Below are 21787 nucleotides of genomic sequence, written 5' to 3'. Positions count from 1 at the left end.
TTCTTAATAGATATAATACACTAGAACAGTATAAAGAAGTATATAAAATGAATATTGGATGCAAAGGAAGATTATAATGTCAGTTATTGATAAATTGAAACTAAATAAGTATACAAATATGGTCGTAATTAACGAACCAAGTGATTATGACATTTTCACAGGTAAAGAAACCTCATTTTCAAAAGAACATGATGCTATTTTTATTTTTGTTGAAACACTTGATGAAATGGTGAAACAAACGAATTTTATTATTAGTAATGAAGAATTACTAATTGAAAAAGGTTACGTGTTTTTCGCATATCCGAAAAAAGGTAATGCTCGTTACAGTACGTTTATTCACCGTGATGAGATGTTTCCGGCATTAAACGTTGGAGATGATGGATATGTTGGGGAAAGCGAAATTAAATTTGCGCGAATGGTAAGTATGGATGATGTCTTTACAGTTGTAGGTTTAAAACGTGAAAAGAAAAAAGCGAAGAAAACACCTGCAGCGAGTCAATGTGTTGCTGATTATGCAGACCGTATTCAAGATGTTGAAGCATTATTGGCTAATCATCCAGCTGAACTTAAGTTTTATCAAAGTTTAACTCCTGGTTATCAAAAAGATTGGGCACGTAATTTATTTTCTGTGAAACAAGAAAAAACACGCGATAAACGTTTTGAGAAAATGATTGAAATCCTTTCACAAGGCTATAAAACAATTGAATTATTCCGTAAGAAGAAAAAATAATGATTAGGAACGTCACAATGATGCAACAATTAATTACGTTGAGCACATTGAAAAAAGGATTCCTTTCAGTATACTAAAGTATGTTCTTATATTTAAATAATTAGCAAAAGAGAAAAGGTGTTTGAAATGAAATCGTATATTGTAGTTGGATCTGGAATTTTAGGAGCGTCTACTGCTTATCATCTTGCAAAAGCAGGTGCGAATGTTACTATCGTTGATCGCCAACAATTAGGTCAAGCAACTGATGCAGCAGCAGGTATTGTCTGTCCTTGGCTTTCACAGCGTCGTAATAAAGCGTGGTATAAAATCGTTAAGGGCGGTGCACGTTACTATTCTTCGTTAATCCAACAATTAGAAGAAGACGGTGAAACGGATACAGGTTACAACCGTGTAGGTGCAATTAGTTTACATACTGACGAGAAAAAACTAGATCAAATGGAAGAACGAGCTTATAAACGACGTGAAGATGCACCAGAGATCGGTGAAATCACTCGCTTATCAGCTGAAGAAACGAAAAAATTATTCCCGGCATTATCAGAAGAATACAGTTCTGTTCATATTAGTGGCGCTGCACGAGTAAATGGAAGATCATTACGTAACGCATTAATAAGTGCTGCGAAAAAACATGGTGCTACTTTTATAAAAGGAGATGCAGTATTAGTCCGTGAAGGTAATCGTATTACTGGAGTTACAGTAAACGATGAAATAATTTTAGCAGAAAAGGTAATTGTAACTGCAGGCGCATGGGCGAATGAAATCTTGAATCCGTTAGGAATTAATTTCTTAGTTACATTCCAAAAAGGACAAATTGTTCATTTGCAAATGGAAAATACAGCAACAGAAAATATGCCAGTTGTTATGCCGCCGAACGATCAATATATTTTAACATTTGACAATGGCCATGTCGTAATTGGTGCAACGCATGAGAATGATACTGGTTTCGATCACCGTGTAACAGCTGGTGGTTTACATGAAGTATTCCATAAAGCGTTAACAGTAGCGCCTGGTTTAGAAGATGGTACAATGCTTGAAACTAGAGTTGGCTTCAGGCCATTTACGCCAGGATTCTTACCTGTTATTGGCCCACTCCCTAATTTTGAAGGCATACTCATTGCAAACGGATTAGGTGCTTCAGGATTAACAGCAGGTCCATACTTAGGATCTGAACTTGCGAAACTTGCGTTAGGGCAACCGATTGAATTAGATTTAAATGATTATGATGTTGCTGGGGCAATGGAATAGTAATAAACAAAAAAGATTAGGAGTGATTTCCTAATCTTTTTGTTATGTTATTTGGGCGTAACTAAGTATTTTGGGAGGTAGGAGTTCTTTTAAACAAGGGGTACCACCACATCGTTATCAAGCTAAGAAAATAGATAACCCACAAAATAAAGCGATATACGTGATCCCAATTAAAGTTTTTTAAACCTAATTGGACTTACCATTAAGAGAGCGAGGATTAATGTAATCCATGCATTGCTATATGAAAACAATCCCATACCGGCCAATGGTAATCCAGCAGCTGGAATAGGTAATCCCTTAAAATATCCAATGGTTGGTTTTACACTAAATTTAGCTAATCTTAAAGCACCCATCGTTGGGAAAAGGATAAATGCCAAAGAAGTTAAAATAGATGGTGTTGCTATCGAATGAAATAGAAGTGCAGGCGCAACTCCGAAACTAACAATATCAGCTAAAGAATCCAATTGTACACCAAACTCACTGTTCACTTTTAATTTCCTCGCAATTCTTCCATCAAGGAGATCTAAAACAGCTGAAAAGAAAATGAAAATGGAGGCTACTTCCAAATAGTCACTCATATTCATGGTAATTGAAAAAACACCGCACAATAAATTTCCAATCGTAAATAAATTGGGTACAGCTTTTACTATTTGATTGAACAAGGTTGTCCCCCCTAAGTTGATCAAACTTCACGTTTATGTAGCATTTTCTATATATTCTTCCGTTATTCTTGAAAATATATGACCACTGTATGCTAAGTAAATTTCGAAAAGAGAAAAGTCGATTTCCTGTACGTTATGTTGGTTTATAAACATGTTTGATCAAAGATAAGTCTATTACTGCTAATTTACCTGATATAAAAAAACCGTTTTTGAAAAAAAGAGTTATCAAAATAGGCTTTAAACATATTTTATAGAATCACTTTTTATAAAATATGTTTGATTATTTTCGGTGCATTATATCTTCATATAGTCATAAAATTAATCTGTAGTCGAAAATACGTAAAGAGCTGCTAGAATGAATTACTGAGAATACGAAGAATAAAGGAGAGAAGCGGAGTAAAAACTAAAAAAATTAGACAAAGAAAATGGAGAGATGAACTAAATGTTAAAGATCATCAAGCATTTAAAACCATTTATTGCTTCCATCATTGCAGTTGTATGTCTTTTAACTGTACAGGCAGTATGCGATCTATCACTGCCAGACTACATGTCTAACATTGTCAATGTAGGGATTCAACAAAAAGGTGTAGAAAATGCAGTACCTGAGGTTATTCGTAAAAGTGAAATGGATAAACTTACGCTCTTTATGCATGAAAATGAGAAGAAAAAAGTTGCTGACAACTATGTGCTTTTAGATAAGAACAACCTCTCTCAAAGTGAACTAAAAAATGACTTAAAAGATTATCCGCAGCTTGATAAAGAGCCACTTTATAAGTTACATACAGAAGATAAAAAAATAATTAACGAACTTAACGATATCTTTGGGAAACCAATGTTAATTACACAAGGAATTGAAAAAGGTGGCTCATCTGCTTTCTCTCCTGCTGCGACAGGTGACAACAACACACCAGCGAAACTTCCGCCAAATTCAGATCCTTTTGCAATCATTGCGAAACTTCCTCAAGATCAAATCAATGCAATGAAAGAAAAGGCAGATGAAAAGTTTAAGAATATGCCAGGCAGCATGGTAACACAATCAGCTGTTTCATACATTGAGAATGAGTATAAGAAAATCGGTATCAATATTGATAAACTTCAATCTAATTTTATTCTTACTTCCGGCGGGAAAATGCTACTTTTATCCTTAGTAAGTATGGCAGCTACCGTTATCGTGAGTTTACTTGCTGCAAAAGTAGCTGCAGGACTCGGCAGAGACCTTAGAAAGAAAGTATTCCGGAAAGTTACCAACTTCTCGAATGCGGAGTTTGATAAGTTTTCCACTGCATCTCTAATCACAAGAAGTACAAATGATATCCAACAAGTTCAAACACTTATGGTTATGATGCTTCGCATTGTATTCTATGCACCAATTTTAGGTATCGGCGGCATTATTAAAGTACTTACTACAGACCTTTCAATGGGATGGATTATCGCAGTTGCGGTAATTGCGATTTTAAGCCTAGTCATTGGTTTATTTAGCATCGCGATTCCTAAGTTTAAGCGTATCCAAAAGTTAGTAGATAAAATTAACTTAATCACTCGTGAATCTTTAACCGGTATGCTCGTTATTCGTGCTTTTAATACTCAAAAACATGAAGAAAAGAAATTTGAAAAAGGAAATCAAGATTTAACAAAAACAAATTTATTTGTAAGCCGTTTAATGTCATTTATGATGCCAATGATGATGTTTATCATGAATGCCGTTACTGTACTTATTATTTGGGTTGGATCACACCAAGTGGATATGGGACATATGCAAGTTGGTGATTTGATGGCATTTATGCAATATACAATGCAAATCATCATGGCCTTCTTAATGATTTCAATGGTATCTATTATGGTTCCACGTGCTTCAGTTTCCGCACAACGTATCGCAGAAGTTTTAGATACTGACATTACCATTAGTGATGTAAAAGAGCCGAAAACATTTGCTTCAGACAAGAAAGGTTACGTTGAATTTAAAAATGTTGGCTTTAGATACCCAGGTGCAGAAGAAGATGTGCTTTCCAATATCACCTTTACTGCAAAACCTGGTGAAACGACAGCTTTCATCGGAAGTACAGGTAGTGGTAAATCAACATTAATCAACTTAATTCCACGCTTTTACGATGTCACAAGCGGCCAAATATTAATAGATGGCACGGATATTAGAGAAGTATCTCAGAAGGAATTAAGAGAGAAAATTGGTTATGTACCGCAAAAAGGAGTTCTCTTCTCAGGTACAATCGAGAGTAATTTGAAATATGGTAAAAAAGAAGCAACTGAAGAAGAACTCGAAAAAGCGGCGGAAATCGCGCAAGCTATGGAGTTTATTAACGCGAAGCCTGAAAGCTTCCGCACAGAAATATCACAAGGTGGTACGAACGTTTCCGGTGGTCAAAAACAAAGACTTTCTATTGCGCGTGCTCTTACGAAAAAATCGGAAATCTTCATATTCGATGATAGTTTCTCAGCTCTTGACTTTAAGACAGACGCAGCATTGCGCAGAGCTTTAAACAATGAGATTACAGGAAGTACTATTTTACTTATTGCCCAAAGAATCAGTACAATCATGAATGCCGATAAGATTATTGTACTTGACGAAGGAAAAATAATTGGAACTGGTACTCATGAAGAGCTTATGGAAAACTGTGAAGTTTATAAGCAAATTGCTTTATCACAACTTTCAAGAGAGGAGTTGTCATCATGAGTGATAGAAAAATAGAAAATAGAAAACAAAGCAGCCCTGGTCCTGGCGGTGGCGGTCATATGGGCGGCGGCATGAGAAAGATTGAGAAAGCAAAAAACTTCAAAGGAACGATGAATAAACTCCTTCAATACTTGAATCCCTATAAATTATCAATCTTAATCGTTATCCTTTTCGCAATCGGCAGTGCAGCCTTTACAATCGTTGGTCCAAAAATTTTAGGAAACGCGACAACAAAACTTTTCGAAGGACTCGTAAGCAAAGTATCAGGAGCACCCGGTGCGGCCATTGACTTTACCTATATCGGAAACATTGTCATTTTACTCCTTGGATTATATATACTGAGCACTGTGTTTGGTATTATCCAGGGGTACATTATTTCTGGAGTAGCTCAAAAAGTATCTTATAACTTCAGAAAAGAAATCGATGAAAAAATTAACCGTATGCCGCTGAAATACTTTGATAAAACAACGCACGGCGAAGTATTATCGAGAATTACAAATGACGTAGATACGGTGAGCCAAACTTTAAACCAAAGTATGTCGCAAATCATCACATCCGTTATTACAATCATCGGTGTACTTATCATGATGTTATCAATCAGCTGGCAAATGACATTAGTGGCGCTTTTAATATTGCCAGTATCGATGATTCTCATCATGGCAGTCGTAAAACGATCACAAAAATACTTCAAATCCCAGCAAGAATATTTAGGACACGTAAACGGTCAGGTCGAAGAAATTTATAGTGGTCACAATATCGTAAAAGCCTTCAACAAAGAAGAAGAAGAAGTAAAAAAATTTGAAAAGGTAAATGATACCCTTTACCATTCCGCATGGAAATCTCAATTTTTATCTGGAATGATGATGCCGATTATGACATTTATCGGTAATATCGGTTACGTCGCTGTATCTATTTTAGGTGGATGGCTTGCGGTAAAGAGAACCATCGCAGTTGGAGATATTTTAGCCTTTGTGCAATATGTTAGAAGCTTTACGCAACCAATCGCTCAAGTAGCACAAATCGCGAACGTACTTCAATCTACTGCAGCTGCTGCAGAAAGAGTCTTCGAATTTTTAGAAGAAGAAGAGGAAGTGCCAGAAGCAGAAAATCCAGTGAAGCTGCAAAAAGTTCAAGGAGAAGTTACCTTCCAAGATGTTCAATTTGGATACAATCCAGATAAGATCATCATCAATAATTTCTCATCTAACATTAAACCTGGACAAAAGGTAGCAATCGTCGGACCAACCGGAGCTGGTAAAACAACGATTGTAAAACTGTTAATGCGTTTCTATGACATAAACAGCGGTGCAATATGTATCGACGGTCACGATATAAAAGACTTCACGCGAGAAGACCTGCGCAACATGTTTGGTATGGTACTTCAAGACACTTGGCTATTTAACGGCTCTATCATGGAAAATATACGTTACGGTAGACTCGATGCTACAGACGAAGAGGTAATTGAAGCAGCGAAAGCAGCTCACGTTCACAACTTCGTAAAAACATTACCAAATAAATATCAAATGGAACTAAACGAAGAAGCAAGCAACGTATCCCAAGGACAAAAGCAACTACTAACAATTGCACGTGCCCTTATAGCGGATCCGAAAATATTAATACTCGATGAAGCAACAAGCTCCATTGACACTCGTACAGAAGTACTGATTCAAAAAGCGATGGAAAACCTTATGGAAGGTAGAACAAGCTTCATTATCGCTCATAGATTATCAACAATACGTGATGCAGATTTAATCCTTGTCATGAAAGACGGAGATATTGTAGAACAAGGTAATCATGAAGAGTTATTGAAAGCTGATGGTTTCTATGCTTCGCTTTATAATAGTCAGTTTGAAGGTGCGGATGCTTCTTGAGTTAGGTGAAAGTCCATTTAAATAACTAAACCCACGAAGAAAATGCATTTTCTTCGTGGGTTTTTATCATTTTTAAGGTTCTGTTACAAAGTTTTTAAAAGTAAGCTAGACATTTGCAAAACAGAGTGAGGAGCATGATATTTGCAAGCTTTTCAAGAAGAGAAAAGGCTGAAGAAAAAGGCTAAGCAAAAGAATGAGAAATATAGCGTTCCTAGTAATACAGCTGACTTCATGAATGAGCTATGGAAGTAAAGGAATAAGTAAATGCGAGGATAAATGATTTTTGATTAAATTTATATTTACTGTTTTAGGCGCTGCCGTGATCGGTTTAGCGTCTTGTTTGTTGTTAAGGGATGAAATAGATTTGAAACTTAAAGATTAGATAATAATATTATTACTTTAAAATGCAGAAAGCAGGCTAGTAAACAAGCTATTTTTGTTTTTTAGCATAGAATATGATGAATCCAAGAGTTAAGAGGAGGTAATTATATTTATGGGATGTAATGGTAATTTCAGACGTGACCGAGATTGTGATAGATTTTGGGATGATTTAATGTTCTGCAGACGCAGACATAGAGATTGTGATGACCGTCGTTGTAGACGTGACCGTGACTGCGATTGTGATGAATGCCGTCGCAGACGTAATCATGATCGTGACTGTGATCGCGATAATCGTCGAGAATGGTAAATTCCTTTCAATGAGTGCGTTTCTTCACAGCACTCGTTTTTTTATTTATGGGTTTTCTGAACTCTTTATTGATGATATATAAAATACGAAGAATGTAGTTGTAATATATGGTTGTACAAAAATCTTCCCCATTAATTGTTGCATAACGGATAACCGATTTAATTAAAGGGCATTATCAAAAAGGGTAGTACTATTAAAAAGAAATGGATAAGGAGTGAGCAAGCGATGGACAACATGATTAATACGGGCAACTTTGGTTTACAAAGGGGACCTGCTCAAAAAACGGTTGGCCAGTATTTGTTCGATTGCCTAAAACTCGAGGGCATTACCGAAATTTTTGGTGTCGCAGGGGACTATAATTTTACACTTCTTGATACTTTGGAGTGTTATAACGGCATCCGTTTTATAGAAGGACGAAATGAACTAAACTCGGGCTACGCTGCAGATGGCTATGCAAGAATCAAAGGAATATCGGCTCTTATTACGACATTTGGGGTCGGGGAGCTCAGTGCCTGCAATGCGATAGCGGGAGCCAACAGCGAGCATGTGCCAATTATACACATTGTGGGTGCGCCTCCTGAGAAGGATCAAAAAGAGCATAAGCTTATGCATCACACCTTAATGGATGGGAATTTTGACGTTTTTCGCAAGGTGTATGAGCAGATTACGGCATATACCGCGGTGCTTACGCCGGAAAATGCCAAGATTGAAATTCAGACTGCGATTCGCATTGCTAAGGAAAAGAAAAAGCCGGTATACCTGGTTGTGGCTAATGATTTAGTGACCAAGCCAATTAAAGTCTGGGCAGAACCGGTACCACCACGTCCAACATCCAACCCGAATACCCTTCAGGCTGCAGTGAATCATGTCCGTCCGCTTTTGGAACGTGCCCAACGACCGGTTATCCTGGTGGATGTGAAAACGATGCGATTCGGCCTTCAGACAGCGACTCAGCAGCTAGCCGATGCAATGAATGTGCCTGTTGTAACGATGATTTACGGGAAGGGTGGATTCGACGAGAACCATCCAAATTATATCGGAATGTATTTAGGCTCTTTCGGGAGGACTGAAGTCCAAAGTACAGTGGAGAATGCAGATTGTATCATTGCGATTGGTATGGTATGGGCGGATACAAACACCGCAAGTTTTACCGCAAAGCTGAACCCACTGATAACTGTCAATATTCAACCAGATATAGTTAAAATCGCTGAGGCGGAATATCCGAATGTTCTTGCAGCCGACATGCTACTTGCCGTTCAGAAGGTGAATTATAAGGGCAAAGGTTTGACAAAAAAATTGTCATTCCCTTATGAGCAATTCACAACTACTGCCGACGGACCTCTAATGGCTGACGGCTATTATCCGCGTTTTCAGCGTATGCTGAAAGAGGGTGATATTGTAATCGCCGAGACCGGAACGTTCTATTATGGAATGGGAGAGGTAAGACTGCCGGGCAATGTAACATATATTGGACAAGGTGGATGGCAGTCCATCGGTTACGCAATCCCTTCGGCGTTTGGTGCTATTATGGCCGCGCCGGAACGCCGAGTATTGGTGTTTACAGGTGACGGTGCCCTGCAGCTAACGGTACAGGAAATCAGTTCTATGCTCTATTACGGCTGCAAGCCTATAATCTTTGTTTTGAACAACGATGGTTATACAATTGAGAAATATTTAAATGTCAAAACAGAGGATCAAAAGTACAACCAAATCCCTCGATGGTCTTACACCAAGCTGGCCGAAGTTTTTGGAGGTAACGCGTTTACCGTTACGGTCCGGACCTATGGAGAGCTTGATCAGGCTATAATCCATGCTGAAAAGGAAAGCGCCGAAAGACTCTGTATAATTGAAATGATCGCAGGGAATCGAATGGACGCACCTGAATATATGCGACGGATGCGTAGTTATATGGAGAAGCAGGAAAAGCAGCGCAGTCAGAAATAGTATCCAATTCTCTAGTCCCTAATTGGATACTAATTGAACAGTTCTAATCATATTCTTTTAATAAAACGCAATTAAAGGGGTGTAAAGTGAGTTGACAAAAGTTAAGGTTAGTTTACGGCCCATTGCAAGTAAGTTCAATTTACCTACTGTTTTGAAAACAACTATACTACCAGGTGACTCAATTGAAAGGTTATTTATTGCAACCCAGGTAGGAGAAATCTTTTACATAGGAGACGGAGTTATAAGGACTTTTTTAGATATTCGCCCGCGAATTATCAAATTAGGCACGTTTGAAGAAGGTGTCTCTAGTAGCGGTTATGATGAACGCGGATTGCTAGGACTAGCGTTTCATCCACAATTTTATCAAAACGGTTTATTTTACCTTCATTATTCAGTAGCTGGCACTCAAGGTCCGGGTGCCCTTTCTGAACCTTTTAAACCTAATCCGTGTGATCCGAAAACTTTAAACTTAAAGTGGGTAAATAGAGATACTCAATATGATCATATTGATACGGTTGAGGAATGGATTTTACAATCACATAGTCAACCTCAAAAACGACGGACATTACTTAACATAAGAAGGCCCTTTTTTAATCATAACGGAGTCAATAGTTTAAACTTTTCACCTGAGAGTGGAAAACTTGTTTTTACAAATGGAGATGGTGGATCGGGTTATGATCCATTTAATTTAAGCCAGGATGATTTAGAAATAGCGGGTAAAATAATTGAAATTGATGTAAGTAAAAATACATTCATAAATAACCCTCCAGTAGTTACACGCTTTAATGAGTTTCCTTTATCTATACAAGAAACACTTACAGTAATTGCGAAAGGAGTTCGGAATATAACAGGTATTTCATTTCAAAGGTTTTATAATCAGTATATCAAATATGCTGGAAATGTCGGGCAGGATATTGTAGAGTCTGTTTTTTCGTTTGTTCATTATAAACCCATACCGGTTACCGAACTTGTTCAAACGCATTTAATGAGATCCACTCCCAATCAAGATGGATTTATTAATTTTGGTTGGCGAGGATGGGAAGGAGAATTTCCTACTTCTTTTATAAGGCACTGTTCTGAGAACCCTACTTTGGATGAGAGAACAATGGCTTATTATAATGAAACAATAGAAACATCAGTGAGGCGCATGCAGCCCCTAATTAGTTATTTTCATAAAGATTCCAGAGCAGATAAGTTTGGAGGAACCTCACTTACAGGAGTACAACCATATATGGGAACTACAATTCCTAGTTTAACTGGTAGTATCGTGTTTACTGATCTTGCTAAGAAAGAAGGATTTCAATCTCCAGTAAAGGGAGTGTTAGCTTTTACTAGAACAGCTCTAGACGGGAAACGTAATGATTTTCATGTTATTGAAACCAATTATGATTTTGGTTCTCAAGCAGCTTATTATATGAGCTTGGGAACAAACGGAGATCAAACTAGATTATATTTAGGGGTCTATGGATCTATGAAAGTAACGGATTTTAACAAAGGTACTATTTTTGAAATTGTTCCATGATACGGTATAAACTCTTAGTCTAAAAATATATGGAATTCACACTTTTTCAAACGCACGACTTAGCGCCTCTTAAAAAACCTTCTATGGATAAACATCTATTGTATAGTGATTCCTAACAAGCAGAAAGTAAAACATAACCAATAAGTATTTGAATAAAAATAGAAAGTGGTGAATTAAGTCTCTTTAGGGGGGAATTTGATGAATCGCTTTAGAAGCTATTGGTATCAATGGATGATAGAGCAGGATGCGAATTTTGTTCATAAAAGAAAGGTGACGCCTGCAAGTAGATTAGTCATTACAGCATTACTCGGTTCATTTGCTGCTATTTTTCAATCTGCGGGGAACTTAATCCCTGGAATTGGGTTATTTATTAGTCCTTTCGCGACGCTACCGATTTTTCTGGCTATTTGTTATTCTATTCGTGAGGGAGTACTTTCTTATATTCTTACTATTTTCCTACTATTCATTATTGAGCCAAGTGAACTAATTGTCTTTCCCTTTACTACAGGCTTATTAGGTATAGCGTTAGGAGTATCCTTTTTACAATTCAAGAGGAGGATTTGGGTAATTTCCTTTTCAGCGATATGTCTACTTATAGGAATTATGATCATTCTCGATATCTTCCGTTTTCCTGTATTTGGTCCTAGTATTCATACGACTATGGATATAAAAGTTATTACATTAATATTTATACTGAGTTTTTTATACTGCTGGATCTATGCAGAGTTGTGTAGAATAATAATGAATAGAGTATATAAAGTATGGTCTTAGCAATTGCATAAAATCTTTTTGAACAAATACACTTTCTCATATATTTTTAAAAATTGGAGATGTAAGCCATGTATAACATTGAAATTAGAAGGCCGAATTCGAATGATTTAGATGAATTACATTTGTTTTTTCGTCTTGTTATTACTAATACATTTAAAAACGAAGGGTTATCACATCTATTAGATGACATAGAAAATGAAATTAACTCGAAAAAGAAATATTTAAAAAATGATTTTGATAGTAATGGAGAAAATCGTTACTTTTTATTAGCGATAGATACAAGTAACGATAAAATCATTGGAACGATTGAAATCGGTCCAGCAAGTGCATTGATTAATAGTTGTACAGACGGTGTACTTAAGGATTTGTATGAAATAGGAACTGTATTTATACTTCCGGAGTATCAAAGAAAAGGTATAGGGAGTTTACTACTAAATACAATGTATCTTACATTACTTAGCAGAGGAATAATCGAATGCTGTTTAGATAGTGGATACAAAAAAGCACAAAGTATATGGACAAAAAAGTTTGGAAAACCTAGTTATGTGCTGAAGGATTATTGGGGCGAATCAAACGATCATATGATTTGGAAAAAAAGTTTACATGATATACCTATAATATTTGAATTATAAAATGAAATATCTCTCTTAACATAGCTTTTCTTACATACTTATGCTATTATTTATCTTTATAATAAAAGAGGACGTGAATGAACTTGATTAAAATTAATATTCCTGAAGCTGATGTTTCAATTACTGAACGTAACCAAGTTATTAAAGGAGACGAGCCATTAATTACTCCAATTAACGGTTTTATCGATTTCCACTTGTTCCCTAGAGATAAAGGCGGCATTTTTATGTTTTACAATATTAATGACGAACTTCTTTTCGTAGGTAAAGCTCGTAAAATTAGACAACGTATTAAAAAGCATTTTGAAGATAATGTTTCACCAATCAAAAATAATCGTGATGAAGTATACCGTATCGATGCATGTATCGTAGAAGATCCAACTGAAAGAGAAATTTACGAAACATACATCATTAATAAGTACAAAGCGAAATATAACGTTGATAAAGTGTTTTATAAATAAACAACATTAGCGAAATGAAACAATCCTAGTACATACACTAGGATTGTTTTTATTTATATAGCTTTGTAATTTTTGTCCGTAATGATTTTCCTCGCATTTGTTCCTCCTTATAAGGGAATAGATTATTTAATCGGCAGAATTTTTTCGTATTTTAAAGTAATGAGCGGCAATTAAACAAAGTACCCCTATAAATAACATAATAATTCCAAAAGTTTTATGCTTTCCTTCGAAGAAAGGTATGTCTGTAATTACATTTGTCATACATAAACCTAAGAACACAAGAATTGGTCCAATCCAAAGTAATATGTTGCCTAATTTTGTGTGTTTCTCCATGTAAACCCTCCTTTTTTACATATATATCCATCTTTATCGCAATCCATAACTTCTAAATAAAGGTTAAAGTAAATCCCCAAGAGAAATATATTTTCTTTCATAACAAAAATTAAAGCATCATATATTGGTACAAGCAAATGAGAAAGGAGATCATCATGAATTGGCTAGAAGCTTTTATTTTAGGAATTATTCAAGGGCTGACAGAGTTTTTACCTATAAGCAGTACAGGTCACCTATATTTAGGGCGACATATTTTTCAGTTAGATGAGGCAGGTTTGTTTTTAGATACGATGCTGCATATAGGGACGTTACTTGCGGTGTTTATTTATTATAGAAAAGAATTTATTTATTTAATAAAAAATCCATTTTCAAAGCTTATGCTATTACTTATTGTCGGGACGATACCTGCGGTTGTAATCGGCTTATTATTTAAAGACTTTTTTGAAGATATTTCAAAAACAGGTATAACAATAGGTTGGGAGTTTTTAGTGACGGGTTTATTTCTTTATATGGCCGATAAACAAAAGAACGGTCGTAAAAAAATGAATGATATTACATATAAAGATGCATTCATAATTGGTTCATTTCAAGCAGTAGCTATATTTCCAGCAATTTCCCGTTCTGGAATGACAATTGTCGCTGCATTATGGAGAAAGTTAGACCGCGAAACAGCGGCGTACTTTTCCTTTTTATTATCAACACCAGCTATTGTCGGAGCTATCATCTTGCAATTTGCAGATGTTTTTCAAGGGAAAGCTGAATCTATTTCTAGTACATCACTAATTGTCGGAACATTATCAGCAGCGTTCTTTGGTTACATAGCAGTTTCATGGATGATTCAATATTTAAAACGTCATTCTTTAAAAGTATTCGCGTATTACGTATGGGGATTAGGTATTTTAATTTTAATGTTGCAATTCACACAGGTGTTTTAAATATAATTATCAAGGAATTATTAGTTAAGATCCTGTTCCATTCATACACGACAGGATCTCTTTTCATTAAGGGGGAAAAAATGTTTACTAAGGCTATTGTTATTGGTGGAAGTATCGCAGGAAAACTCGCCGCAAAGGCTTTATCAAATACGTTTGAAGAAGTAATCATTGTAGAAGCTGGTGAAGAATGGGATGGAAATGGTCCGCGAAAAAGAGTTCCGCAAAGTAATCATCCGCATGTGTTATTAAAAGGCGGCGAAGAAGCACTTGAGGAGTTGTTTCCTAACATTACTAATGAATTAATTGAAGCAGGTAGCATCGTAAATAACTTTACTCGCGATTTAAAATGGCATCAGTTCGGCCTATGGAAGCAGCCTTTCAAAGGCGAAATAAATATGATTCAACAAAGTCGTCTTCTGTTAGAATCGCATATTCAAAAACGAATTGAACAAGTTTCAAATGTTACTTCGAAGTATGAAATGTTGGTTGAAGGATTACTAGTAGATAACAAACTTAATAAGGTCTATGGAATAACAGCTAAATGTTTGAAAACAGGAATGAAAGAAGAATTTCATGCAGATCTTGTTGTTGATGCAAGTGGATTTGGTTCGAAAAGTATAGATTGGTTACAAGAATACAATTTCGAAGTACAAGAAGAGAAAGTAAGAATTGATTTGTTTTACGCAACTAGAATGTTTAGGCTCAAAGAAAAAGAGAAATTAGACTGCTGTAATATGCTTATGTCTCCAAGTTTTCCTGAGAATCCTTATGGTGTTCTAATTCAAACGATTGAAGATGATCGTTATTTTGTTACTTTTAGTGGATATGCAAATGAAAAAGCACCGCAAACAGATGATGAATTTTATGATTTTGCTGAAAACCTATCAATCACTAATGTTACAGAGTTTCTAAACAAATCTGAGGCGATTACCGATATAAAAACGTACAAAATTCCATATCAAGTACGCAGGCGATTTGATCTAGTTAATAATTTGCCTGAAGGATTGTTAGTAGTTGGAGATGCGCATTGTCGTTTTGATCCAGTTTTCGGACAAGGTGTTTCAGTTGCAGCTATGGAAGCTCACCAATTGCAACTAATTCTTCAAGGGAGAAAAAGGCTTGATAAAACATTAACTCGAGAGTTTTATAGGAAGACTGCTATGATTATCAAAACACCTTGGGAAATGACCACAACGGAGATAGCACGTCATCCTAAGTTACAGAAAGAATTAACTACGAAACAAAAATTTCAGCAATGGTATACGAAACAAATATATCAACTTTCTGCAAGTGATTCTGATATCTATATTCGGTTAGTCAGAGTTATGAACTTAATTCGTAGTCCATTTCATCTTTTTCATCCTAGAGTATTACTTACTGTATTACTCAGACGAAAGAAATAGCAGGAAAATTATCGTTTAAAAAAGAATGTATAACAGTTAGTAAATCAAGAAGGGGTAAACGGGATGGAAATATACATAGAACAATTAAAGAATCAAGACGCTGAAGATTTATTTAATTTTGAACTCACGAACAAATCATTTTTTGAAACAATGGTACCAAGTCGTGGCTCTAATTATTACGTGTATGAATACTTTCAAAAGCAACTTGACGAACTATTAAAAGAACAAACTGAGGGGATTTCTTATTTTCATCTCATACGTAATACAGAAAAAGAAATTGTAGGACGTATCAATTTAGTTGATGTAGATAAGGAAAAACGAATTGGGTCGTTAGGCTACCGAGTTGGAGAGAAGTTTACTAAAAAAGGAGTTGCAGCATCATCTGTAAAATTGATTTTGGCTCAAGCAAGAGTCTATGAAATTAATGAAATACATGCTATGACAACAACAAATAACATAGCTTCACAAATTGTATTAGAAAAGAACGGATTTTCTCGTGAAAAGGAAGCGGAGACAACTACTGTAGATTTAAACGGGGAAAACGTAAATTTCGTACATTATATTTGGAGGACCACTAAGGGTTAAAAATAATAGGGAGGGACATGTACATGAAGGATTTACGTTATCCAATAGGTCAATTTACTTACGTAGGAACTATTACAGAAAAAATAATTGATAAATGGATTCAAGAAATAGAGGATTTACCTAATGAACTAGCAAGAGCGATAAAAGATTTAGATCAGAAGCAGTTAGATACACCGTATCGCGTCGGTGGATGGACTGTTCGCCAAGTTGTTCATCATGTTGTTGATAGTCATATGAATAGCTACATACGCTTTAAATTAGCACTGACAGAAAAGAATCCAACTATTAAACCGTACAAAGAAGAAAAATGGGCAGAGCTACCTGACTCGAAATTACCAGTAGATGTTTCACTTGTAATGCTAGATTCATTACATAAAAGATGGATTAACTTATTATATTCTTTAGAACCGGCAGATTTAGAAAAGACATTTAATCATCCTGAATCAGGAGAAACAAAACTTGCTGCTGCAATTGGACTATATGCATGGCACGGTCGTCATCATACAGCTCATATTACTTCTTTAAGAGAGCGTTTAAATTGGTAACATTAGAGAAGGCGACAGAAATTGATGCAGCAGTTTTATTTCAAATGCAAATAGACTCATTTAGTCCTTTATTAAATAAATATAAAGACTATGAAACAAATCCAGCAAATGAATCTATTGAAAAAACTATTTTAAGAATAAATAATCCGAGCAACAACTTTTATAAGATGATAATAGATTCGAACCTTGTTGGAGCGATATGTATATCCCAAAAAGAAAGACCTTATAAATTTTGGATCAGTCCAATGTTCATTCATCCAATCTATCAAGGGAAAGGAATCGCTAAGAAGGTACTTATTTTAATTGAAGAGATGTTTCCAGAAGCACGGAGTTTTGAACTTGCTACGATTTTAGAAGAAGAAAGAAATTGTTTTCTATACGAAAAAATGGGGTATAAAAGAACAGAAGTAATAAAGAAATTAAATGATAAAACTACACTTATTTATTACAAAAAAGAAAGGTAAAGCATTTGAAATACGCTTTACCTTTTTATGTTTTTTGGATTAAATATACAAAAATAACGCATATTCTTCCAAAATAATCGGGTTAGTAATTTCGATAATGAATAAATATACGGAAAGGCGTTATTTCGTCGTATATGTTACTAACGCTTTTTGAATGCTTAAAATACTATCGTCACCTTTAAATTCTTTCGTAATTGGATCATCCATACTAGATACCCAAATTTTAAGCTCTGCATCTAAATCAAAATGCCCAGCTGTTTCAATGCTAAATTGTGTAATACTTTTATAAGGAATAGAATGATACTCTGTTTTTTTACCTGATATCCCTTGTTTATCAACTAAAATAAGACGACGATTTGTAAATACGATTAAATCACGAATTAATTTATAAGCATGCTCAACTTTTTCATCATCTAGCATAATCTTTTCTAAATCACGTTCAACGCTTTCTGTACTCGCACTTGATGCATTTCCTAAAATACCACTAAATAAACCCATATGAAATTCCTCCTTTATAATATGTGGAATGAGTTTCTTATATTGTACCATGCGAATGACTAATAGATTATGACATTGCTTCAATAGTTTTTTGTTATTATTGCAACTAATTTATATAACCTCATCCTAAAATCTTGTGCTAACATGTAATTAAGAAAACAGAAGTAGAGGGATATAGCATGAAAAATATCGGTTTAGTATTAGAAGGCGGCGGAATGAAAGGATTATATACTGCAGGAGTACTCGAATATTTTATGGAAAGGGACTTATTCTTTCCGTATGTAGTCGGTGTATCCGCCGGAGCGTGTATGGGAGCAACCTATTTATCACGTCAAAAAGGAAGAAATAAGAAAGTGAATACAGAGCTAGTAGCAGATCACAGGTATATATCTTATCGAAACTTAATTAGAAAACGTGAATTATTTGGAATGGATTTTTTATTTGATGAAGTACCAAACAAAATTGTACCGTTTGATTTTCAAACTTTCCTAAATTCAAATGAACAGTTTGTAATCGGAACGACTGATTGCGAATCAGGACAAGCAGTTTATTATAATAAAATAGAACACGGAAATGATATTTTAAAAATTATTCGTGCATCAAGCTCTGTGCCGTTTATAGCACCTGCTGTAGAATATGATAATCGAAAATTGTTAGATGGAGGGATTATAGATCCTATTCCAGTATTAAAAGCGCAAAATGATGGTTACCAAAAGAATGTTGTTATTATGACAAAGCAGGATGGATACGAGAAGCAGCGGAATAAATTTTCTGGGCTAGCTAAAATGTTATATAGAAAATATCCGAATATCGCACAATCTTTAGTAGAACATTATCGTTTTTATAATGAGACGATAACTTATATGAATCAAATAGAACAAAAAGACAATTTTTATATCATTCAGCCTAGCGTACAGCTTCCTATAAGCGGAATAGAAAGAAATAAAGAAAAACTCGTTAATTTATATAATCTCGGCTATACAGATGCTCAATATCATTATGAAAAATTATTAAATTGGATAGAGAAATAAAGGGGTGGAAAGTTGCTATTAGGTAAAAAGGTTATTTTTAATGAATTGCAGAAAATGCATAGTCCGCTGCATAAACCGTTTCCGTATCGTGCTACAGGAAAATTGCAACGAGACTTAAAAAGTAAATTTACAGATGATGACTGTATAAATGCTGATTTAATTTATTATTGGATGCATACAGCAGGTACTTTAAGTTACATACTTAATAACAACGAAAAGGAGATTGTGTTTGATCAAATAAAGTGGCTAAAGAAATCGTTTTTTGAATGGTTTCCGCAATATCGTTTTATAGAAACAGAAATTGTGAAGTATCCCATTTTGTATAGAGATTTCATGAATTATGAGAAGGCCCGGAAACTATTACTGTATTATCTTACTGAATAAAAATAAAAACGTACAAGTTATGCTGCTTGTGCGTTTTCTTGTTCATAAAAAATACAATTTTAATACCTTGTTTATATAGGGATTCTAATACGAAGAAAGAAGTACATATAGAATGATGTAAAGGAGGGAGAGGCGTTTAGATACCGTTTTCCTTTAATCCATTATCCAATTCGAATATAGTTAGTTATTTATGATAAAATATTTCGAGTGAAATCAAGTACTTATTATATCCAGTATTAAACAAGTTAAGCCAGGAGGAACAATAGTAACATGGAAAACGTGTCAAATATAGATAAATTGGAATCAATAAAATCTTTACAATCGACAATTCGTAAACTTGAAAATGCTTCTTCACAGATGACTCAAAAAGGAGCAAATACTACCTTAGTGAGAAAAAGGCTTAAAGCCGTTTGTATAGGGCTAGCAGTGTTAGAGAACGTGTGGAATCAAGAAAGTCATCGGTATAGCCAAGAAGAGTTAGCAGAAGCTCGTAATATCCTTGCTGGTTTGCTTCCATCAATTGAGAGAGCCTATGATAAGTCTAAGGCTGGTAGTCCTCAAAGAACACTTTTAGAAAGAAGAATAAAAGCGTTGGAACTTTCTATTCAGGCAATTGATAAACCTTCTAAATAAATAAATCATCTAAATACATAACATAATAATCCTAAATTTTATAAAAGCAATCTAGTGAAAAGAAAGAAATACAAAGGAGGCAGATGGGTGACTTCAATAATTAGTCCTAAGTTAGAGGAGCTTAATAATCAATTAAAAAAAGGAAACGAGAAAGCAATTTATACTTTTTTGTATGAAATAAAGTCAAATAATACGCCACTAATAGAACAATGTCCTGTAGAAAATCAGTATAAGCTTATAACGTATATATGGTTAGGGGATCAAAAAACTGAAAACGTTTATGTATTCGGTAGTTTTCCTGGTTGGGATCTGTCTGTAAATCAACTACAACGGTTGTTACAGACAGATATTTGGTATGTAACGTTTAGGACGGATGAGAGTTTTATTTCAACGTACTATTTTTCAGTAAACGATTTTTTCGAAAATGATTGGATAAAGCGCAGTGAAAAGTACCAACTAAAAAATACATTTGGAGAAGATGCCAATAAAGCGTCTGTGTTAAACATAGGAATGGAAGTACAGTATAGCAGTCGTTTTCCTTCAGATCATTATCCATCTGGAAAAATTGAAACATATTCTTTTCAAAGTACGATTTTAAATGACACACGTAAAATTTATATTTATACGCCTCATGACTATTCTCACACTTCACATCTTCAAGAACTTCTCATTGTGTTTGATGGGAATTCATTCATTAATAACCTTTCAATCGCAAGAACACTCAATTATTTAATATACGAAAAAGAAATCCCATCTTGTATTGCTGTTGCAATAGAACCCGTTGATCGACTAGAAGAGCTAACTTATAACGATAAAAAGAATACATTTTTAACGGAGGAACTACTTCCATGGATTCAAGCTAGGTATCACGTATATCAAGAAAAGAATCATACAACAATTGCTGGTTTCAGTCTTGGTGGCTTAGCAGCTTTTTATGCAGCGCTTCAAAATCCACATGTTTTCGGAAACGTGTTGTCAATGTCTGGATCCGTGCATTGGAAAAAGGATGGTTATGAAAATCAAATTCCTTGGATTGAAAATCAAATTTCATCTATAGATTCTAATACGAGTCAACCTCATTTTTACATAGCAGCAGGAGAACTTGAAAACAAACCTCTTTTAACGACTAATAGACGCCTGTATAAAGCTTTAAAAGAAAAAGGATACCAAATTACTTATGAAGAGTTTCAAGGCGGTCATGACGGTGTTTGGTGGCAAGAAAAGTTATTTGATGGGTTGAAAGCATTAAAATCTACAAAAACCACACTATAAAATAAAAAGGAGAGAGAATCTATGAATCAAGATGAGCTAGATAAAAAACTTGAAAAACAAGAAATTTTAGTTAAAGATGAAAAAGTTTGGTCGTTCACGTATGAGGATCATATTAGCTCTATCGTTAAACAGGCAGAAAAGACAGGAGCGTTTAATGATTTACCTGGGAAAGGGAAACCTCTTAATCTTGATAAAGATCTTTCGTATAATCCTGACAAGCAACTTTATAGAACTTTGAAAAATAATCATGTTTTGCCTAGGTGGATTGAACTTTCAAAGGAAATAGATCATCTAAAAGAAAATTTAAAAGAACTAACGGATAATGTAGAAGCAGCTATGTTAATTACAACTATTAATAAAAAGGTCTCAGAACATAATTTACTTTGTCCGCCAAGTGCGCAAAAAATGAGGGTTAAAACGGATATTTAACGATTTTCAATGAAGTTATCTGTTGCTATATAATTAAGTAGGGCATTTTCAATTCATTATTAAGGG

23 protein-coding genes are annotated in these 21787 nt (G+C 34.9%); 20 read left to right on the top strand and 3 right to left on the bottom strand.

Annotated elements, in window-relative coordinates; genetic code table 11:
- The first annotated feature begins 76 nt into the window (after window positions 1-76).
- Window positions 77-730, top strand: coding sequence for a YdeI/OmpD-associated family protein (locus JFU54_RS17485; RefSeq protein ID WP_201065704.1), 654 nt, complete (start codon window positions 77-79; stop codon window positions 728-730).
- Window positions 731-856: 126 nt separating this feature from the next.
- Window positions 857-1972, top strand: a complete 1116-nt coding sequence (locus tag JFU54_RS17480) for an NAD(P)/FAD-dependent oxidoreductase (RefSeq protein ID WP_201065703.1) — start codon at window positions 857-859, stop codon at window positions 1970-1972.
- Window positions 1973-2142: 170 nt separating this feature from the next.
- Here the strand turns inward: JFU54_RS17480 and pssA are convergent, their stop codons facing one another.
- The gene (gene pssA, locus JFU54_RS17475; RefSeq protein ID WP_002085344.1) at window positions 2143-2634 is read right to left on the bottom strand and encodes a CDP-diacylglycerol--serine O-phosphatidyltransferase; all 492 of its coding nucleotides are present in this window, start codon (window positions 2632-2634) and stop codon (window positions 2143-2145) included.
- 442 nt (window positions 2635-3076) lie between these two features.
- Between pssA and JFU54_RS17470 the strand changes: the two genes are divergently transcribed.
- The 8 genes from JFU54_RS17470 (at window position 3077) to JFU54_RS17440 (ending at window position 13209) form a co-directional block, all read left to right on the top strand.
- On the top strand, window positions 3077-5323 hold the full coding sequence (locus JFU54_RS17470; protein ID WP_201065702.1) for an ABC transporter ATP-binding protein: 2247 nt from the start codon (window positions 3077-3079) through the stop codon (window positions 5321-5323).
- Window positions 5320-7194, top strand: a complete 1875-nt coding sequence (locus JFU54_RS17465; RefSeq protein WP_159146716.1) for an ABC transporter ATP-binding protein — start codon at window positions 5320-5322, stop codon at window positions 7192-7194. The genes JFU54_RS17470 and JFU54_RS17465 overlap by 4 nt, the downstream gene beginning before the upstream one ends.
- Window positions 7195-7687: 493 nt before the next feature.
- Window positions 7688-7882: a hypothetical protein gene (locus JFU54_RS29815; protein ID WP_002141916.1), complete on the top strand. Its 195-nt coding sequence runs from the start codon at window positions 7688-7690 to the stop codon at window positions 7880-7882.
- A 225-nt stretch (window positions 7883-8107) separates the two neighbouring features.
- The gene (locus JFU54_RS17460) at window positions 8108-9826 is read left to right on the top strand and encodes an alpha-keto acid decarboxylase family protein (RefSeq protein WP_201065701.1); all 1719 of its coding nucleotides are present in this window, start codon (window positions 8108-8110) and stop codon (window positions 9824-9826) included.
- A gap of 91 nt (window positions 9827-9917) precedes the next feature.
- The gene (locus JFU54_RS17455) at window positions 9918-11348 is read left to right on the top strand and encodes a PQQ-dependent sugar dehydrogenase (RefSeq protein ID WP_201065700.1); all 1431 of its coding nucleotides are present in this window, start codon (window positions 9918-9920) and stop codon (window positions 11346-11348) included.
- A 198-nt stretch (window positions 11349-11546) separates the two neighbouring features.
- Window positions 11547-12119, top strand: coding sequence for a YybS family protein (locus JFU54_RS17450; RefSeq protein ID WP_201065698.1), 573 nt, complete (start codon window positions 11547-11549; stop codon window positions 12117-12119).
- Between the two features lie 68 nt (window positions 12120-12187).
- On the top strand, window positions 12188-12751 hold the full coding sequence (locus JFU54_RS17445; RefSeq protein ID WP_002013262.1) for a GNAT family N-acetyltransferase: 564 nt from the start codon (window positions 12188-12190) through the stop codon (window positions 12749-12751).
- A gap of 77 nt (window positions 12752-12828) precedes the next feature.
- Complete coding sequence (locus JFU54_RS17440; RefSeq protein WP_002013261.1) at window positions 12829-13209, top strand: nucleotide excision repair endonuclease; 381 nt, start codon at window positions 12829-12831, stop codon at window positions 13207-13209.
- Window positions 13210-13335: 126 nt separating this feature from the next.
- On the opposite strand, the gene JFU54_RS17435 is transcribed toward JFU54_RS17440, so the two are convergent.
- A complete protein-coding gene (locus JFU54_RS17435; RefSeq protein ID WP_002127593.1) occupies window positions 13336-13542 on the bottom strand; it encodes a hypothetical protein in 207 nt (68 codons plus the stop codon).
- 155 nt (window positions 13543-13697) lie between these two features.
- Here JFU54_RS17435 and JFU54_RS17430 point away from each other — a divergent pair, with 155 nt between their 5' ends.
- The 5 genes from JFU54_RS17430 to JFU54_RS17410 all read left to right on the top strand — a co-directional run bounded on the left by JFU54_RS17430 (window position 13698) and on the right by JFU54_RS17410 (window position 17474).
- Entirely contained in the window at window positions 13698-14477 is a 780-nt protein-coding gene (locus tag JFU54_RS17430; RefSeq protein WP_002013258.1) for an undecaprenyl-diphosphate phosphatase, read from the top strand.
- Window positions 14478-14557: 80 nt separating this feature from the next.
- A complete protein-coding gene (locus tag JFU54_RS17425; RefSeq protein WP_002013257.1) occupies window positions 14558-15880 on the top strand; it encodes an FAD-dependent oxidoreductase in 1323 nt (440 codons plus the stop codon).
- Between the two features lie 63 nt (window positions 15881-15943).
- Window positions 15944-16465, top strand: a complete 522-nt coding sequence (locus JFU54_RS17420) for a GNAT family N-acetyltransferase (RefSeq protein WP_002013256.1) — start codon at window positions 15944-15946, stop codon at window positions 16463-16465.
- Between the two features lie 23 nt (window positions 16466-16488).
- Entirely contained in the window at window positions 16489-17010 is a 522-nt protein-coding gene (locus JFU54_RS17415) for a YfiT family bacillithiol transferase (RefSeq protein WP_201065696.1), read from the top strand.
- On the top strand, window positions 16950-17474 hold the full coding sequence (locus tag JFU54_RS17410; RefSeq protein ID WP_002085328.1) for a GNAT family N-acetyltransferase: 525 nt from the start codon (window positions 16950-16952) through the stop codon (window positions 17472-17474). Before JFU54_RS17415 ends, JFU54_RS17410 begins: the two co-directional genes overlap by 61 nt.
- Window positions 17475-17594: 120 nt before the next feature.
- Here the strand turns inward: JFU54_RS17410 and JFU54_RS17405 are convergent, their stop codons facing one another.
- Window positions 17595-17972, bottom strand: a complete 378-nt coding sequence (locus JFU54_RS17405) for a PH domain-containing protein (protein ID WP_002065713.1) — start codon at window positions 17970-17972, stop codon at window positions 17595-17597.
- A gap of 179 nt (window positions 17973-18151) precedes the next feature.
- Here JFU54_RS17405 and JFU54_RS17400 point away from each other — a divergent pair, with 179 nt between their 5' ends.
- From JFU54_RS17400 to JFU54_RS29455, 5 genes are all read left to right on the top strand, one after another.
- Complete coding sequence (locus tag JFU54_RS17400; RefSeq protein WP_201065686.1) at window positions 18152-19003, top strand: patatin-like phospholipase family protein; 852 nt, start codon at window positions 18152-18154, stop codon at window positions 19001-19003.
- 12 nt (window positions 19004-19015) lie between these two features.
- Window positions 19016-19387 (top strand): YxiJ-like family protein, encoded by a 372-nt coding sequence (locus JFU54_RS17395; RefSeq protein WP_201065684.1) that lies wholly within the window; start codon window positions 19016-19018, stop codon window positions 19385-19387.
- A 270-nt stretch (window positions 19388-19657) separates the two neighbouring features.
- Entirely contained in the window at window positions 19658-20020 is a 363-nt protein-coding gene (locus JFU54_RS17390) for a hypothetical protein (protein WP_201065682.1), read from the top strand.
- An 87-nt stretch (window positions 20021-20107) separates the two neighbouring features.
- Window positions 20108-21292, top strand: a complete 1185-nt coding sequence (locus tag JFU54_RS17385) for an alpha/beta hydrolase-fold protein (RefSeq protein ID WP_307838309.1) — start codon at window positions 20108-20110, stop codon at window positions 21290-21292.
- 21 nt (window positions 21293-21313) lie between these two features.
- On the top strand, window positions 21314-21721 hold the full coding sequence (locus JFU54_RS29455) for a DnaJ family domain-containing protein (protein WP_207192678.1): 408 nt from the start codon (window positions 21314-21316) through the stop codon (window positions 21719-21721).
- Window positions 21722-21787: the final 66 nt, after the last annotated feature.

This window comes from Bacillus sp. TH19 (genome assembly GCF_016651075.1).
GTDB lineage: Bacteria > Bacillota > Bacilli > Bacillales > Bacillaceae_G > Bacillus_A > Bacillus_A mycoides.
Note: the sequence above shows the minus strand (reverse complement) of the source record. Positions and strands in the feature narration are given on the sequence as shown.

Coding starts and splice junctions, on each gene's coding strand:
- JFU54_RS17485 (WP_201065704.1), top strand. CDS start 77: ATGTCAGTTATTGATAAATTGAAACTAAATAAGTATACAAATATGGTC.
- JFU54_RS17480 (WP_201065703.1), top strand. CDS start 857: ATGAAATCGTATATTGTAGTTGGATCTGGAATTTTAGGAGCGTCTACT.
- JFU54_RS17470 (WP_201065702.1), top strand. CDS start 3,077: ATGTTAAAGATCATCAAGCATTTAAAACCATTTATTGCTTCCATCATT.
- JFU54_RS17465 (WP_159146716.1), top strand. CDS start 5,320: ATGAGTGATAGAAAAATAGAAAATAGAAAACAAAGCAGCCCTGGTCCT.
- JFU54_RS29815 (WP_002141916.1), top strand. CDS start 7,688: ATGGGATGTAATGGTAATTTCAGACGTGACCGAGATTGTGATAGATTT.
- JFU54_RS17460 (WP_201065701.1), top strand. CDS start 8,108: ATGGACAACATGATTAATACGGGCAACTTTGGTTTACAAAGGGGACCT.
- JFU54_RS17450 (WP_201065698.1), top strand. CDS start 11,547: ATGAATCGCTTTAGAAGCTATTGGTATCAATGGATGATAGAGCAGGAT.
- JFU54_RS17445 (WP_002013262.1), top strand. CDS start 12,188: ATGTATAACATTGAAATTAGAAGGCCGAATTCGAATGATTTAGATGAA.
- JFU54_RS17440 (WP_002013261.1), top strand. CDS start 12,829: ATGAACTTGATTAAAATTAATATTCCTGAAGCTGATGTTTCAATTACT.
- JFU54_RS17435 (WP_002127593.1), bottom strand. CDS start 13,542: ATGGAGAAACACACAAAATTAGGCAACATATTACTTTGGATTGGACCA.
- JFU54_RS17430 (WP_002013258.1), top strand. CDS start 13,698: ATGAATTGGCTAGAAGCTTTTATTTTAGGAATTATTCAAGGGCTGACA.
- JFU54_RS17425 (WP_002013257.1), top strand. CDS start 14,558: ATGTTTACTAAGGCTATTGTTATTGGTGGAAGTATCGCAGGAAAACTC.
- JFU54_RS17420 (WP_002013256.1), top strand. CDS start 15,944: ATGGAAATATACATAGAACAATTAAAGAATCAAGACGCTGAAGATTTA.
- JFU54_RS17415 (WP_201065696.1), top strand. CDS start 16,489: ATGAAGGATTTACGTTATCCAATAGGTCAATTTACTTACGTAGGAACT.
- JFU54_RS17410 (WP_002085328.1), top strand. CDS start 16,950: ATGGCACGGTCGTCATCATACAGCTCATATTACTTCTTTAAGAGAGCG.
- JFU54_RS17405 (WP_002065713.1), bottom strand. CDS start 17,972: ATGGGTTTATTTAGTGGTATTTTAGGAAATGCATCAAGTGCGAGTACA.
- JFU54_RS17400 (WP_201065686.1), top strand. CDS start 18,152: ATGAAAAATATCGGTTTAGTATTAGAAGGCGGCGGAATGAAAGGATTA.
- JFU54_RS17390 (WP_201065682.1), top strand. CDS start 19,658: ATGGAAAACGTGTCAAATATAGATAAATTGGAATCAATAAAATCTTTA.
- JFU54_RS29455 (WP_207192678.1), top strand. CDS start 21,314: ATGAATCAAGATGAGCTAGATAAAAAACTTGAAAAACAAGAAATTTTA.